The sequence below is a fragment of the Streptomyces sp. NPDC048637 genome, from assembly GCF_040650675.1.
In the GTDB taxonomy this organism is placed as follows: domain Bacteria; phylum Actinomycetota; class Actinomycetes; order Streptomycetales; family Streptomycetaceae; genus Streptomyces.
This window is the reverse complement of record NZ_JBEZHQ010000007.1, coordinates 236,396-251,149: the sequence shown is the minus strand read 5'-3', so window position 1 is coordinate 251,149 and position 14,754 is coordinate 236,396. Positions and strand designations below refer to the sequence as shown.

The window sequence follows — 14,754 nt, the reverse complement described above, 5'->3', positions numbered from 1 at the left end:
ACGATCCCCATCCCGATGCCCGCACCGTCGCCCTGCCCTGTCTCGCCACCGGCAGCTCCGAGGCTCAGGCCATCAACTGGAGGGGCCGATCACACCGTGTTAGCGTGAAAGAGTCCGTATCAAAACGGACACTCACCCGCCTACCTGGCCTCTCCAGAGGGAGATGGTGACCATGGCGCGGGACCCTCTGTTCCACGCATCCCGGGCCGGTACCGAGGCTCGGCGAGGCGAGGAGAGTTCCCCCCGGACCAGCAGACGGGCGGCCGCGGTCCGGAACAACGTGGACTGGGACGGCCTTCGCCGGCGGATGCGCGGCGCACTGCTGCGGCCGGGAGACGCCGGGTTCGAGAACGCCAGGAAGCTTTTCAACCCGCTCAATGACGACCAGGTGCCCGCGGCGGTGGCGCAGTGCGCGTCGGTGGCCGATGTCCGCGAGGCGGTGCTGGCGGCCGCGCACCGGGTTCCGCTGGCGGCCCGCAGCGGTGGACACTCCTATGTCGGTTACTCGGCGCCGCACGGCGGTCTCACCATTGATCTCCGGCGTCTGTCGGCCGTGCGGGTCCAGCCGGACGGCACCGCCACCATCGGCGCCGGCGCGACCCTGCAGGATGTCTACACCGCACTCGGCCAGGCCAACCGCTGTCTGCCCGGCGGCTCCTGTTTCACCGTCGGCATCGCCGGGGTGGCCCTGGGTGGCGGAATCGGCGTGCTGCAGCGCAAGTTCGGGCTCACCTGTGACCACCTCGTGTCCGCTGAGGTCGTGACCGCGGACGGGAGGACACTGACCGCCTCGGCCACCCAGCACCCGGACTTGTTCTGGGCCCTGCGCGGTGGCGGCGGAGGCAATTTCGGGGTCGTCACACAGTTCACCTTCGCGACCGATCCGGCGCCGGCACTGACGGTGTTCCTGCTCGACTTCCCGGCGGGGAAGGTGACGAAGGTGCTGACCGCGTGGCAACCGTGGATCACGGCCGCGCCCCGCGCGCTGTGGGCCAACCTCAATGTGTCGGGTGGCGCCGTACCGCGCTGCAAGGTGGCCGGCTGTTTCGTCGGTCCGAGCAGCGCCTGCACTCCCCTGCTGGACGACCTGGTCGCGCGCGCCGAGGTACGTCCCGACCAGCGAAGGGTCGAGGACCGCGACTACTTCAAGGCCATGCGCTTCTTCTCCGGCAGCCCCGACCGGCAGTCGTTCGTCGCCTCGTCGCGGGTGCTCGCCTCGCACGCCGCCAACCCGGGCGCGGTCGTCACCCTGATGAAAGGCCGCCCGGGGATGGCCCTCATCCTCGACCCCCTCGGTGGTGCGGTGGCCGATGTAGGCGTCCAGCAGACCGCGTTCCCGCACCGTAAGGCCTTCGCCACCGCTCAGATCTACGCGAGCGCGACGGCAGCGTCCGAAGCCGCGGTGGTGCGCAGCGTCGGCCAGGTCGTGGCGGGGCTTGCGGACCAGGGCATCAAGGACGGCTACGTGAATTACATCGACCCGGCCCTCCCCGACTGGGGAAGGGCCTACTACGGCCCGAATCTGGATCGTCTGCGCACTGTCGCGCACGACTACGACCCGGACCAGGTCTTCGACTTCCCGCAAGCGGTCACCCGGGCGTGACCGGCAACCCCGGCGACGCACCGGCTCCCCCACCGGCCGGTACCGGCCATGGGCCCGCCGTGTCCCGCGCGGAGTTCGACGCACTGTTCGCGACGGTCCGTACATGGGGCGACTGGGCCGCTGCCGACCGCGGGGCCTGGAACCGGGTGACGCCGGAGCGGGTACGGCGGGCCACCGCGCTGGTCCGGTCCGGCACCGTCGTCCCGATGGCACGTCCCTGGGACACGGCCCCCGGCCCGGACAACAGCAAGCCCGCCCTGCACTACATGTCCGACCTCGGTGACGTCGAGCCTCCTGAACCCGCCACGCACAAGGACTTCATCGCCGTCGACTACCACGGCAAGGGCGTCAGTCATCTGGACGCGCTGTCCCATGTCGCTTATCGCGGGCAGCTCTACGACGGCCGCGCGGCGCATGAGTGCCTCGACGCCGGCGGTGCGCGGTTCGGTGCCGTATCAGCGCTGGGCCCGCTCGTGACCAAGGGTGTGCTCCTCGATCTGCCCCTCGTTCTGGGGGTCAGCTGGCTGGAGCCCGGACGGGCTGTGCACGCGGCGGACCTCGTCGCCGCGGAGCAGGCGCTCGGGGTGACGATCGGCGAGGGCGACGCGGTACTGCTGCGGTCCGGCGGCCTCCGCCGCCGCCAGGAGCTGGGTGCCTGGGACACCGGCGCGGCGAGCGCGGGTCTGCATGTGGACGCCATGCCCCTGCTGGCCGAGCGCGGCATCGCCCTGCTCGGCGGCGACGGCGACAGCGACGTACGGCCCTCGCCGGTGGACGGCCTGCATTCTCCGGTGCATGCGCTGGCCATCGCCGCGATGGGGGTGCCGCTCCTGGACAACCTCGACCTGGAGGCGCTCTCCGCCGCGAGCGCCGGGACGGGCCGTTACGAGTTCCTACTCCTGGTAGCTCCCCTGAACATCCCCGGCGGCACCGGTTCGCCCGTCACTCCGGTCGCGGTCCTGTGACGGCCGGCGGTCACCCGGACCGTGTACCGGGCGGCATGCGGGAGGCCAGGTCACGGGCATGATCACCTCTATGGACGGCCCGTGATCTCCGTGCGGTCGGACCGCGTTGCCGGGTTCCTGAAGGTGCCCGGCCACACGCTTCTCCGCCGGGTCCGCGATCCGCACCGCCAGAAGTGCAAAGCTCTACAATTGGTGCAAACGGGACAGCTGCTCCGACGTACGGGTGGCCATCGCAGCATGCACCCATGTGGGAAGTGATTGGGATGGGGCTGGCGGGAGAGGACATCGGTCCCGCACGCGCCCGTGAGCAGTTCCTTCGAGGTGGGTCGGCCGAGGGAGCCGTCCGGAGTCCGATCCTGGATTCCTGGCAGCGTTCCCGGTCGCTGGGGCTCACACCGGAAGGCTGCGAGCTTCCCTACACCCAGGATCTCGATCTGGACGGCCGGCTCATCCGCGCCGCGGTGCCCGTACTGGACCGGCTGCAGTCCAGGTTCGCGGGCCGGAACATGAATGTGTCGCTCGCCGACGGACGCGGCGCGGTGCTGCAACGCCGCTTCGGCGAAGCCTCTCTGGTCAGACAGCTGGCCGCGATCCAGAGTGTTCCGGGCTTCGTGTTCGCCGAGCAGTTCGGCGGGACCAACGGAATCGGGCTGGCTCTCGCGGAGCGGCAGCTGATCAACGTCTACGGGGCCGAACACTTCGCCGAGCGCTCACAGTCCAGTGCCTGCGCGGCAATTCCCGTCCGGGACCTGCTCAGTGGGCGCATTGAAGGCGTCCTGTGCCTCGGCTTTCCGCTCACCGACGCGGACGCCGCGCTGAACACCGTGATCCGCAAGGCCGCCGGCGCCATCGAACGGCGGCTGCTGGACCAGAGTTCGTCGCGGGAGCGGGCCTTGCTGCAGGCCTACCTCGACGCCAGGCGCCACGAGCCGAGCGGCGGTACGAGCGGTGGTACGAGCGGTGGTACGAGCGGCGGTACGAGCGGCAACGGGCAGCTGGGTGAGCTTGCCGAGAGCGGTCTGGACTGGCGTGACCAGATGATCCTCAAGGAGAAGGCCACCGAGCTGATCACCTCGGCCCAGCGGGCCGCCGTAGAGGTGTCCCTGCCCGGCGACCGGCGGGTCACCCTGCTGAGCCGCCCCGTGACGAGCGCCTCCGGGGTGGAGGGGATCGTCGTCGAAGCGGTCCTGCCCTCGGCCCACCAGCGGGTTGCCGTACCCGCCGAAGCCGGGTCACCCCCCGTACCCCTGGCGGAGGAGGTCCTCGTACCCGCCGCCCCACTGCCCGGGCACCTTCCCGACGCCGCACCCGGCCGGGCGGTCGCGACAGCCCGCAGGCCCGGCGCTCCCGGCAGGCCCGGCGCTCCCGGCATGCCCAGCGGCGCGGGAAGCCCCGCGCCCGACCGCGCGACCAGTGGGCTGGTGCTGGTCGGCGAGCCGGGAGTGGGCACGTACGCCGTGGCGGCCCGGCGCCGTCTGGAGCTGCTGTCCGAGGCCAGCACCTGCATCGGCACCACCCTGGACGTGAGCCGTACCGCCCAGGAGCTGGCTGAGATGGCCGTGCCGCGCCTGGCCGACTTCATCACCATCGACCTGCCCGAGGCGGTGCTGCGCGGTGAGGAGCCGACCGACCCACGCTCCGGCCTCCACCGGACGGTGGTCCACGGGATTCGCGACGACTGCCCCTTCTACCCCGCCGGCGAACCCGTCGACCTTCGCCCGACGACGCCCCAGCTTCGCGCTCTGGCCGCCGGGGAGCCGGTCCTGGAGCCCGACCTGCGGGCCGCCACGGGGTGGATCGCCCAGGATCCCGGGCACGCGCAGGAGCTCCTCGACCACCACGTCCACTCCCTCATCGCCGTCCCCCTCCTCGCCCGTGGGATCGCCCTGGGCGTGGCGAGCTTCTACCGCTCGGCGGATCCGGCGCCCTTCGGGGACGACGACCGGTCGCTGGCCCAGGAACTCGCCACCCGCGCGGCCATCTGCATTGACAACGCCCGCCGTTACACCCGCGAACACACCATGGTCCTGGCGTTGCAGCGCAGCCTGCTGCCGCACAGCTTCCCCGAGCAGAACGCCGTCGAGGTCGCCTCCCGCTATCTGCCTGCCGAGTCGGGGGTGGGCGGAGACTGGTTCGATGTCATCCCGCTCTCCGGTACCCGTATCGCTCTGATCGTCGGGGATGTCGTCGGTCATGGGATGCATGCCGCCGCCACCATGGGCCGGCTGCGCATCGCCGCGCGCAACTTCGCCGAACTGGACCTCGGCCCGGACGAGGTCCTCACCCACCTCGACAATCTCGTGGGGCGCCTCGACCGGGACGAGGACACCGCGGAGGCCTCCGCCGCCAGCCCCGGCATCATCGGCGCCACCTGTCTGTACGCCATCTACGACCCCACCTCCCAGGAGTGTGTGATGGCCCGGTCCGGCCACCCCCCGCCCGCGATCGTCCGCCCCGACGGCACCGTGACCTTCCCCGACCTCCCCGCGGGCCCGCCGCTGGGCCTCGGCGGGCTCCCGTTCGAGACCGCCGCCTTCCACCTCCCCGAGGGCAGCCAACTCGTCCTCTACACCGACGGGCTCATCCAGGACCGCCACCGCGATTTCGACACGGCTCTCGACCGGCTGCGCCAGGCCCTGGCGCACCCGCACCGCTCGCCCGAGGAGACCTGTGAGGCCGTTCTGCGGGCCGTGGTGCCCGACCGCCCCACCGACGACATCGCCCTGCTCGTCGCCCGTACCCGCACCCTGGCCCCGGACCGGATCGCCACCTGGGACCTGGCCGCCGACCCCGCGCTCGTCTCCGGTATCCGCGCGGCCGTGACCCGCCAACTGGCCGAATGGGGGCTGGACGAGGTCGTCTTCGCCACCGAACTCCTGCTCAGCGAGCTGGTCACCAATGCCATCCGCTACGGCACCGGCCCCATCCAGGTACGCCTGCTCCACGACCGCACGCTGATCTGCGAGGTCTCCGACACCAGCAGCACCGCCCCGCATCTGCGCCATGCGGCCACCACCGACGAGGGCGGCCGCGGGCTGTTCCTCGTCGCGCAGCTCGCGCAGGCCTGGGGCACCCGCTACACCGCCGACGGCAAGGTCATCTGGGCCGAGTGCGCGCTGGAGGTTCCCGGCAGAAAGCTCGGCATCGCCGAAACACACTTCGACGACATTCCCGCCATCTGATAGCCCATCCGGCATCGAGGCCAAAGGGGGCCTTAGCATGGCGGAAATGTGGTGACCGGTACCGGTGATGCGCCGCGGAACCGCACGCCCCGGAACCGCCCGCCCCGGCGCCCACACCACCGCGAAGCGCCCAGCAGCATTGCCTCGTCAGTCGGGAAGAACCACCAGGCCGACCCCCGGAGAAGTCTGTGCATGACGCTCCTGACAGCACCCCTCCCCCGCGCCATGGCCCAGAGCCTCTCGTCCGGATACGCGGCCTCAGCAAGCGGTTCGGCGGCACACTTGCGCTGGACGCGGTCGACCTCGACATCCATTCCGGCAGCATCCTCGCCCTGCTCGGCCCCAACGGTGCCGGAAAGTCCACCCTCATCAAGGTGCTCGCGGGCGTCCACCACGCGGACGAGGGCGAGGTGACCGTGGCCGGGCACCCGCTCGGCACCGAGGCGGCCGCCCGCACCATGTCCTTCATCCACCAGGACCTGGGCCTGGTGGAGTGGATGACAGTCGCCGAGAACATCGCCCTGGGCACCGGATACGCACGCCGCGCGGGGCTGCTGTCCTGGCGGAAGACCCGCGAACGGTGCGCCGAGGCCCTGGGTATCGTCGCCGCGCACCTCGATCCCCGCACCGTCCTCGCCGACCTCCCGCGCGCCGAACGGTCCTTGGTGGCCATCGCCCGCGCACTGTCCACCCGGGCCGAACTCATCATCCTCGACGAGCCGACCGCCAGCCTCCCGGCAGCGGACTGCGCCCGGCTCTTCGAGGTGCTCCACACGCTGCGCGACCAGGGCCACGCACTCGTCTACGTCACCCACCGGCTCGACGAGGTGTACAAGGTCGCCGAGGTGTTCGCCGTCCTCCGCGACGGCCGCCTCATCAGCCAGGGCCCGCTCGCCGGCCACAGCCCTGCCCGGCTGGTGCACGACATCGTGGGCCATGAACCGGTCAGCTACGGCTTCGCCCCCGCCACGGGGCCGGCCGTTCTGCGTCTCGACGGCGTACGGGCCGAAAACACCGCACCGGTCAGCCTGGAACTGCGCGCCGGGGAGATCCTCGGCATGGTGGGCCTCACCGGCGCCGGCCACATGGAGCTGGGCCGCGCCCTGGCCGGCTCCCGGCCGGTCGCCGGCGGACGGGTCCGGCTCAACGGCCGGCCGTACGCCCCGGGCACGGTCACCACCGCCGTCGACTCCGGCGTCGGCTTGGTGACCAGCAACCGTCAGGAAGAGGGCTGTGCCGCGGAACTGACCGTACGGGAGAACTTCCTGGCCAACCCCCGGGCGGACGGGCTGCCGGCCTTTCACTGGATCAGCCCCCGGCGCGAGCGGGCCGAGGCCACGGCCCTGGCCGAGCGCTTCTCGGTGTCCCCCCGGGACAGCGAGGCGCCGATCGCCACCCTGTCCGGAGGCAACCAGCAGAAGGTCATGGTCGGACGGTGGCTCCGGATCCACCGCAGTCTGCTGATCCTCGAAGAGCCGACCGCCGGGGTGGACATCGGCGCCAAAACAGCGATCTACCGCCTGCTCCAGGACGCGCTGGCCGAAGGCCTCGCCGTGCTGCTCCTCTCCACCGACTTCGAGGAGGTCGCCCACGTGTGCCATCGCGCCCTGGTATTCGTCCGCGGGGCGGTGACGGAGGAGCTGAGCGGCGAGGCCCTCACGGTCGCCGGACTCGCCCGCGCCTCCTCTGCCATGGCCGCGCTCACCGGGGAGACGAGGAAACCATGACGCCCTCCCCGCATGCCCCGCCGGTCCGCCGGCTGGGTCACCTCGTCGGCGCCTACGGCCTCTTGGCCCTCACCGCCCTGCTGTTCCTGGCCTTCTCCCTCGCCCTGCCGGACACCTTTCCCACCCTGGACAACATCTCCGAGATCCTGTCCAACCAGTCGATCCCCGCCATCCTCGCGCTCGGCGCGATGATCCCCATCGTCACCGCCAAGTTCGACCTGTCCATCGGCTACGGTCTCGGCCTCGCGCATGTGATGACGATGCAGCTCATCGCCAACGCCTCGTGGCCCTGGCCGCTTGCCTGCCTCGTGGTGGTCCTCGGCGGGGCGGTCGTCGGAACCTTCAACGGTGTCGTCGTCGAATTCGCGAAGATCGACTCCTTTATCGCCACCCTCGGCACCGGCAGCATCCTGTACGCCCTCACCGGCTGGATCACCAACGGGGCCCGGATCGTCCCCGGCCCCCAAGGCCTGCCGGCCGCCTTCACCGACCTCTACGACTCCAGGTTCCTCGGCCTGCCGGTTTCCGCCTTCTACGTCCTCGCCCTCACCGCCGTACTGTGGCTGCTCCTGGAACGGCTGCCCCTCGGCCGGTACCTGTACGTCATCGGATCCAACCCCCGCGCCGCCGACCTGCTGGGCATCCCCTCCCGGCGCTACGTCATCTACGCATTCGCCGGATCGGGTCTGATCGTCGGTATCGCCGGTGTCCTGCTCGCCGCGCAGCAGCGCATCGGGAACCCCAGCGTCGGCCTGGACTATCTGCTGCCCGCCTTCGTCGGTGCGCTGCTCGGCTCCACCGCGATCAAACCCGGCCGCCCGAACGCTCTGGGCACTCTGGTCGCCGTCGTCATCCTGGCCATCGGCCTCGCCGGCATCGGCCAGTTCGGCGCCCAGTTCTGGGTCACCCCGCTGTTCAACGGCGCCACCCTGCTCATCGCCGTCGGCATGGCCGGCTACGCCGCGCGCCGCCAGCTGCGCCACCGACGCGCGGAGCCGCCCCGGACGCACCAGGACCTGCCCAAGGTCACCTCGTGACGGGGCACCACCGTGCCGTCCCTCCACCCGGAGCGCCCGTGCACCCGCACCACAGGACCGTCCTGAGCACCGCAGTCGCCATGACGGTGGCGGCCGCTGTCCTCGCCGGCTGCGAGCGCGGCACGTCGACCGGTGCCGGGCCCACCGCGACAGGGCCGGCCGAGGCCGGCTGCCCCGCCGTACTGGCCGACGCCGGGACGGCCGTGCAACGGGCCATGAAGACCAACCCCGCCTGGCTCGGTCCCACCCGTGGCCCCCGGGCGGTCCCCGGCAAAAGCATCGTCTATGTCGCCCAGACCATGACCAACCCCGGTGTCGCCGGCGCCGCCGAGGGGGTGCGGGAAGCCGCGAGGACCATCGGCTGGGACGTCCGGGTGATCGACGGCCAGGGCACCCCCGCCGGGATCCAAGCGGCATTCAGCCAGGCCCTCGCCCTCCGGCCCTCGGGCATCGTGATCGGCGGCTTCGACCCCAAGCTGACGTCGCAGCAGGTCGCCAAGGCCAACGCCCTGCACATTCCGCTCATCGGCTGGCATGCGGTCGACTCCCCCGGCCCGAGCAAGGACCCCGAACTCTTCACCAACATCACCACCAGGGTCCAGGACGTCGCGAAGATCAGCGCGGACTGGGTCATCGCGCACTCCCACGGCCACGCCGGAGCCGTCGTGTTCACGGATGCCTCGATCCCGTTCGCCAGAAACAAATCCGAACTGATCAAGAAGGAGCTGGCCACCTGCTCCGGCGTGCGGCTGCTCGCGGAGGTGAACATCCCGATCTCGGACACCAGCAGCCGGACTCCCCAGCAGGTCTCCGCGCTGCTCTCCCGCTTCCGGGACAGGTGGACCTACTCCGTCGCCATCAACGACGTCTACTTCGCCGACGCCGCACCGGCCCTGCGCGCAGCACGCAAAAAGGGCGCCGGCGCCCCCTACAACGTCGGCGCCGGCGACGGCGACCCCTCAGCCTTCCAACGCATCGACAGCGGGCAATTCCAGGCAGCCACCGCCCCCGAACCGCTCTCCCAACAGGGCTGGCAGATCCTCGACGAATTCAACCGCGCCTTCTCCGGCGAACCCCCCAGCGGATATGTCGCCCCCGTACACCTCTCCACAGCCGCCAACAGCGGCGGGGCCACGGCCTGGGACCCACCCGACTACCGCGCGGCGTACCGGAGGATCTGGGGCAGGTAGCCCCCCGTTACCCACCACACTCAGTTGCCCACCACACTCAGGCCCCTCACACTCAGGCCCCTCACAGAGTCCACTCCGCGCTCTCGTCGTGGTGAGCGGCGATCCCGTGCGTTTCGTCGCTCTGAGCGTCCGCGCCACAGCTGACGCATCCTCAACGGCGGGACATAGAGAGGTCGCAGGGGGCCTTCCGGGGCAACTACGCCACGGGCATGGACCGGATCGCGGAGATATCGAACTGCAGCCGGACCTTCTCGCTCACCATGGCGCCGCCCGCTTCCAGACGTTGGTTGTAGACCAAGCCCCAATCGGTCCGGTCGATGGTGGTGGTGCCGTCGAAGCCGGCCCGCTCATAGCCGAACGGGTCCAACACCGAGCCGAGGTAGTCGAGTTGCAGCTCGACCGGCCGGGTGATGCCACGGATGGTCAGATCCCCTGCCATGCGGAAGCTCTCCGCGCCCTCGTGGACCGTGGAGGTACTGCGGAACACCATCTCCGGGTAGCGGTGTGCGTCGAAGAAGTCGGTGCCGATGAGGTGTGCGTCCCGCTGTTCTACGCCCGTGTCAACACTGCCGACCCGAATGACGAGTTCGGCCCGGGACTGGGAGGGCCGAGCGCCGTCGAAGTACAGCGCGCTGTCGTAATCGGCGAAGGCACCCCGCACCGTCGTGACCATCGCATGCCGCACGGAGAAGCCGATGCGGCTGTGCGGACAGTCGATGGTCCAATGCCCCGTCAGCGCACGAAGTGCGGGGTCGAGCGCAACTCCCGCGGCGTCGGCCGCCGGGAAAGGCGTACGGGGGCCAACAGCCTGCGCCGGCTCGATAGTCGCGCTCTGGCGACGGCTGAAGATACCCATGCGGTCGTAGCCTCCCTCGAATCGAATTAGTCCGTGCTATCACGGCATGGACAGCCGCTACACAGCGAGATGGGCGGCCTCGTCCGGATTTCATGCCCCCGACTGCAAAGATGCACAGGATCGACACGAATATGGATGCGCTGACGGACCGTCCATGACCCGCAGGATGCCCTCCCAGCGCCGCTCGATCCTCGCCAGGTCGCTCCGGCCGCGGGCCGGGTCCTGGAAGGCGCCGTAGTCGGCGGTGCGGTCGGCTCATCCCGCCCAGGCACGCCGGGGGTGCAGGAAAGTGATCAGCATCCTTCGGGGCTGCGGTATCAGCAGCTGCGTGTCCGTTTGGTGGCCATCGCCGCCAGGGTGCCCAGGGTGAGGCAGGTGGCCATCACCGCTGCCATGGGTGCGGGGCTTTGGGTGCCGAACAGCCCGACCAGGGGGGAGGCGGCTGCGCCGAGGAGGAACTGGCCGCCGCCGAGGAGCGCGGAGGTGGCTCCGGGTGCGGCGCGGCCGCGGCTTTGAGCAATGGTCATGACGGCTGGGAAGAAGAGGCCGAATGCGCTGACGGTGATCAGCAGACAGAGCCAGGTCAGTGGCATGGCGCTGCCGGTGGTCGCCTGGATGAGAAGCAGTGCCGCTGCTCCTGCCGTGGCCAGGATGCCGCTGATCATGAGGAGTGTCTCGGGGCGCCGGTGCCTGGCCAGGCGCCCGTAGGCGAGGCTTCCGGTCATGTTGCCGATGGCATTGACGCCGTAGACCAGGCTGGAGAGGGCTGGGGAGAGATGGTAGATGTCCTGGAAGACGAAGGTGGTGCCGGCGATATAGGCGAAGACGGCGGCTCCACCACAGGCGAGCGCCAGCACTGGCGTGAGGACCGCGGGCTGTGCGGCGACCTGTCCGATAGCGCGCAGGCCGGCGGCCAGGCCGCCGGTGAGGCGGGCATCGGGCGGGAGGGACTCCGGAAGCCAGCGCCATACGCCCACGGCCAGGAGCAAGCCCATGAGGGCGAGGACGGCGAAGACGAAACGCCAGGAAACGGCTAGGAGCAGGGCGCCTCCGGCCAGCGGAGCGAGGACCGGGGCCATAGCGGTGATCGCTCCCAGGCGGGAGAAGACCGAAGAGAGTTCGCGGTCGTCGAAGAGATCGGTGACGACAGCACGGGAGACCACGATCCCGGCGGCTCCTGCGATGCCCTGCCCGACTCTTGCCGTGTTGAGCACCGCCACCGTGGAGGCCACCGCGCACACGGTGGAGAAGACGGCGAACACCACGGATCCGCCGATGAGGACGGGACGGCGGCCGACCGCGTCGCTGAGCGGGCCCAGGACAAGTTGCCCGGCGATGATGCCGGCCAGGAAGCTGGTCAGTGACAGTTGCGCACCGGAGGCGTCGGTTGCCAAGGATCGCGCCAGGGCGGGCAGAGCGGGTACGTACATGTCGGTGGCCAGCGGGCTCACTCCGCTCAGCCCAGCCAGAACGAGCAGTAAGCGGACACGCTTCGGCGTGACGGCGTACGGGCTGGACGCATCGGGCGCGGCTGTTCCTGCGGAACGGGCGGTCATAGCGCGCCGGCCGCCCCTTCTCCCGGATCGGACGCTTGCGCGCGCCCGCTGTGCCCGTCCACGGCCGTTTCAGCGGCTGCCACTTGTTCCAGCAGGCCGGCCGCGATCTGCAGCACGCAGCGCTCAGCCGGCGACAGCCTCTGACGCAGTGCCGTTGCCAGCCAGAGATTGCCGTGCCGGACGTGCTCTCGCAGGGCCTCCCGTCCCGCTTCCGTGATGGTGACGTTCTGGCGGCGGGAGTCCACTTCGCTGCGCGAACGACGGATGCGGCCCTGCTCCTCCAACTCGTTGAGCACACGGGTCAGTGACTGGGTCTGGAGTCCTTCGATGGCAGCGAGCTCTGACGGGGTCAGAGCCCCACTGTGACGCAGGTTGGCCAGCACCGATGCGGCCAGTCGTGTCAGGGCCCGGCCGCTTCCCGGCTGCTCGGCACGTAGTCGAGTCGCGAGCCTCGACACGCCCCACCGCAGCGACTCGGCCAGAGCTAGGTCTGTCAGCTGCTGTTCGGCATCATCTCGCATTCTTACAAAGCTATAGCTTGCCAACTGGAGCGATCAATCGCGTTATCAGCCACATTCGGTAAGCGTCAGCTTGGTATTTTGCGAGGCGCGCGAGGCGGCGCAGGCCGGGACGTCAGGCTCGGCGGCGGGGCTTCAGCCATCCGGCAGTTCCCCGGCGCCGACCTCGTCGGCACCAGGCGCCGTGTTCCTCGATGCGCCGGTCGGCCGGGTCGGGCCGTGTGTTCCGGACGAGCGCGGTGACGCGAAGTGCCAGTCTTCTTCGGCTGCTTGGCCAGCCGGCCGTCAGCCTGTCACTGCGAGAGCGCGTATCGGTGGGATGACCGATGTGCGGGGAGTGAGGGCGGGGCCATAGTCCTCGGGAGATCGTTCGCGGGTGGCCGCGGTGCGCCCGGAATTTGGAAGGACCTTCTATGGACATGCAGGCAGATCTGGTGTTTCTCGGCGGGCGGGTGGTCACGGTTGACGCGGAGTTCTCCGTCGCCTCGGCCCTGGCGGTGACCGGTGGGGTCATCAGTGCCGTCGGCGGGCGGGACGACGTCACGCCGCTCATAGGCCCCGGTACCCGCGTCGTCGAACTGCGGGGGGCCACACTGCTTCCCGGTATCAACGATTCCCATCTGCACGGATGCGCCTTCGGCATGTCTACGCCGCCGCTCTCCGTCGAACTCGGCCATCCCGCCGTGTCCTCCCTCGCGGACGTCGCCGAGGCGGTACGGGAGGCCGTCGGGCGGGTTCCGGACGGGCAGTGGATCACGGGGCACGGCTGGGACACCGGATACCTCGACGAGTGCGTCGCCGATCCGTCACGGCAGCCCTCGCGGCGCGACCTCGACGCCGTGAGCCCGGACCACCCCGTCGTCCTGTACTCCTTCTCCGGGCACGCCACGTGGGTCAACTCCAAGGCGCTGGAGCTCATCGGGATCGACCGGCACGCCGTGGCGCCGCCCGGCGGGGCCATCGTCGTGGACGGCGCCGGGGAGCCGACCGGGCTGCTCCACGAGGGTGCCCAGGCACTCATCCAGAACGCGCTGCCTCCGCTCAGCCGGCAGGAGCGGACCGATGCGATCAGGTCGACCCTCGCCACGCTCGCCCGGCTCGGCGTGACCAGCTACACGGAGCCCGGGCTCGGCCCCGGCGGCGACGGCCTGATGCGGGGCGCGCTCGGCGCGGAGACCCTCGACGTCTACCGACGGCTGCTGGCCGACGGTGAACTGACCGCCCGCGTCGGCGTTCTGCTTCTGCCCACCGGAATGGCGAGCACCGCCGAAGAGTTCGCCCACACCCTCACCGCTCTCGGCGAACCCGGCGAACCCGATCCTCGCCGCCTCGCGATCCACGGGGTCAAGGTCTTCGCCGACGGCATCGTCCCCAACAAGACGGCCTGGATGCACGAGCCGTACGTCGGCGGCGGCTGCGGCTCCCTGTGCGTCGGCGGCGAGACCGACGCCGAGCGGATCGCCGAGATCGACGCCATGATCCGACATGCCCACGCCGCCGGGCACCAGCTGGGCGTCCACGTCACCGGCGACCGGGCCATCGACACCGTCGCGGACGCTTTCGCGGCGGCCATGGCCGAGCACCCGCGGCCCGACGCCCGCCACTACGTCATCCACGGCGACTTCCTCACCGCGCACAGCATGAAGGTGCTGGCCGCGCACGGCTTCGGCGTCAACATGAACCCCACCATCAAGTGGACCGTCGCCGACATGGAGGAGGAGTTCGTCGGCGCCGGACGGGCCGCGTACGCATGGCCCTACCGCGATGCCATCGACGCCGGTGTGCGGGTCGCGAGCGGGTCCGACGCCCCCGTCACGTACCCGGACTGGCGCCAGGGCGTTACCACCATGATGCTGCGCGAGTCGAAGGCCGCCGGCCGGGTCAGCGGCCCCGAGCAGCGCATCGGCCTGGCCGAGGCGATCCGTACGTACACGATCGACGCGGCCTGGCAGGACTTCGCCGACGACTGGAAGGGCTCCCTGGAGCCGGGCAAGGTCGCCGACCTCTGCGTGCTCGACGGGGACCTGCTCACCGCCGACCCCCACGACATCCCGGAGATGCCCGTCGTCCTCACCGTCGCGGATGGGCAGGTCGTGCACGACACCCTTCGCGATTGACGT

General features: G+C 70.5%; 10 protein-coding genes. 7 read left to right on the top strand and 3 right to left on the bottom strand.

From position 1 onward, the window contains the following. Positions 1-172 precede the first annotated feature (172 nt). The 6 genes from AB0C46_RS13160 (at position 173) to AB0C46_RS13135 (ending at position 9,704) form a co-directional block, all read left to right on the top strand. The gene (locus AB0C46_RS13160; RefSeq protein WP_362827892.1) at positions 173-1,603 is read left to right on the top strand and encodes an FAD-binding oxidoreductase; all 1,431 of its coding nucleotides are present in this window, start codon (positions 173-175) and stop codon (positions 1,601-1,603) included. Continuing rightward, positions 1,600-2,568, top strand: coding sequence for a cyclase family protein (locus tag AB0C46_RS13155; RefSeq protein ID WP_362827891.1), 969 nt, complete (start codon positions 1,600-1,602; stop codon positions 2,566-2,568). The genes AB0C46_RS13160 and AB0C46_RS13155 overlap by 4 nt, the downstream gene beginning before the upstream one ends. Positions 2,569-2,813: 245 nt before the next feature. Further along, positions 2,814-5,750: a SpoIIE family protein phosphatase gene (locus tag AB0C46_RS13150; RefSeq protein ID WP_362827890.1), complete on the top strand. Its 2,937-nt coding sequence runs from the start codon at positions 2,814-2,816 to the stop codon at positions 5,748-5,750. 188 nt (positions 5,751-5,938) lie between these two features. Next, entirely contained in the window at positions 5,939-7,477 is a 1,539-nt protein-coding gene (locus AB0C46_RS13145; RefSeq protein ID WP_362827889.1) for a sugar ABC transporter ATP-binding protein, read from the top strand. Next, positions 7,474-8,514 (top strand): ABC transporter permease, encoded by a 1,041-nt coding sequence (locus AB0C46_RS13140; protein WP_362827888.1) that lies wholly within the window; start codon positions 7,474-7,476, stop codon positions 8,512-8,514. The genes AB0C46_RS13145 and AB0C46_RS13140 overlap by 4 nt, the downstream gene beginning before the upstream one ends. 80 nt (positions 8,515-8,594) lie before the next feature. Further along, positions 8,595-9,704, top strand: a complete 1,110-nt coding sequence (locus tag AB0C46_RS13135; protein ID WP_362827927.1) for a substrate-binding domain-containing protein — start codon at positions 8,595-8,597, stop codon at positions 9,702-9,704. 196 nt (positions 9,705-9,900) lie between these two features. On the opposite strand, the gene AB0C46_RS13130 is transcribed toward AB0C46_RS13135, so the two are convergent. From AB0C46_RS13130 to AB0C46_RS13120, 3 genes are all read right to left on the bottom strand, one after another. Beyond that, on the bottom strand, positions 9,901-10,560 hold the full coding sequence (locus tag AB0C46_RS13130) for a YceI family protein (protein WP_362827887.1): 660 nt from the start codon (positions 10,558-10,560) through the stop codon (positions 9,901-9,903). Positions 10,561-10,877: 317 nt separating this feature from the next. Next, positions 10,878-12,116, bottom strand: a complete 1,239-nt coding sequence (locus AB0C46_RS13125) for a multidrug effflux MFS transporter (protein ID WP_362827886.1) — start codon at positions 12,114-12,116, stop codon at positions 10,878-10,880. Further along, the gene (locus AB0C46_RS13120) at positions 12,113-12,637 is read right to left on the bottom strand and encodes a MarR family transcriptional regulator (protein WP_362827885.1); all 525 of its coding nucleotides are present in this window, start codon (positions 12,635-12,637) and stop codon (positions 12,113-12,115) included. Before AB0C46_RS13120 ends, AB0C46_RS13125 begins: the two co-directional genes overlap by 4 nt. A 410-nt stretch (positions 12,638-13,047) precedes the next feature. Here AB0C46_RS13120 and AB0C46_RS13115 point away from each other — a divergent pair, with 410 nt between their 5' ends. Next, positions 13,048-14,751: an amidohydrolase gene (locus AB0C46_RS13115; protein ID WP_362827884.1), complete on the top strand. Its 1,704-nt coding sequence runs from the start codon at positions 13,048-13,050 to the stop codon at positions 14,749-14,751. The last annotated feature ends 3 nt before the right edge of the window (positions 14,752-14,754 follow it).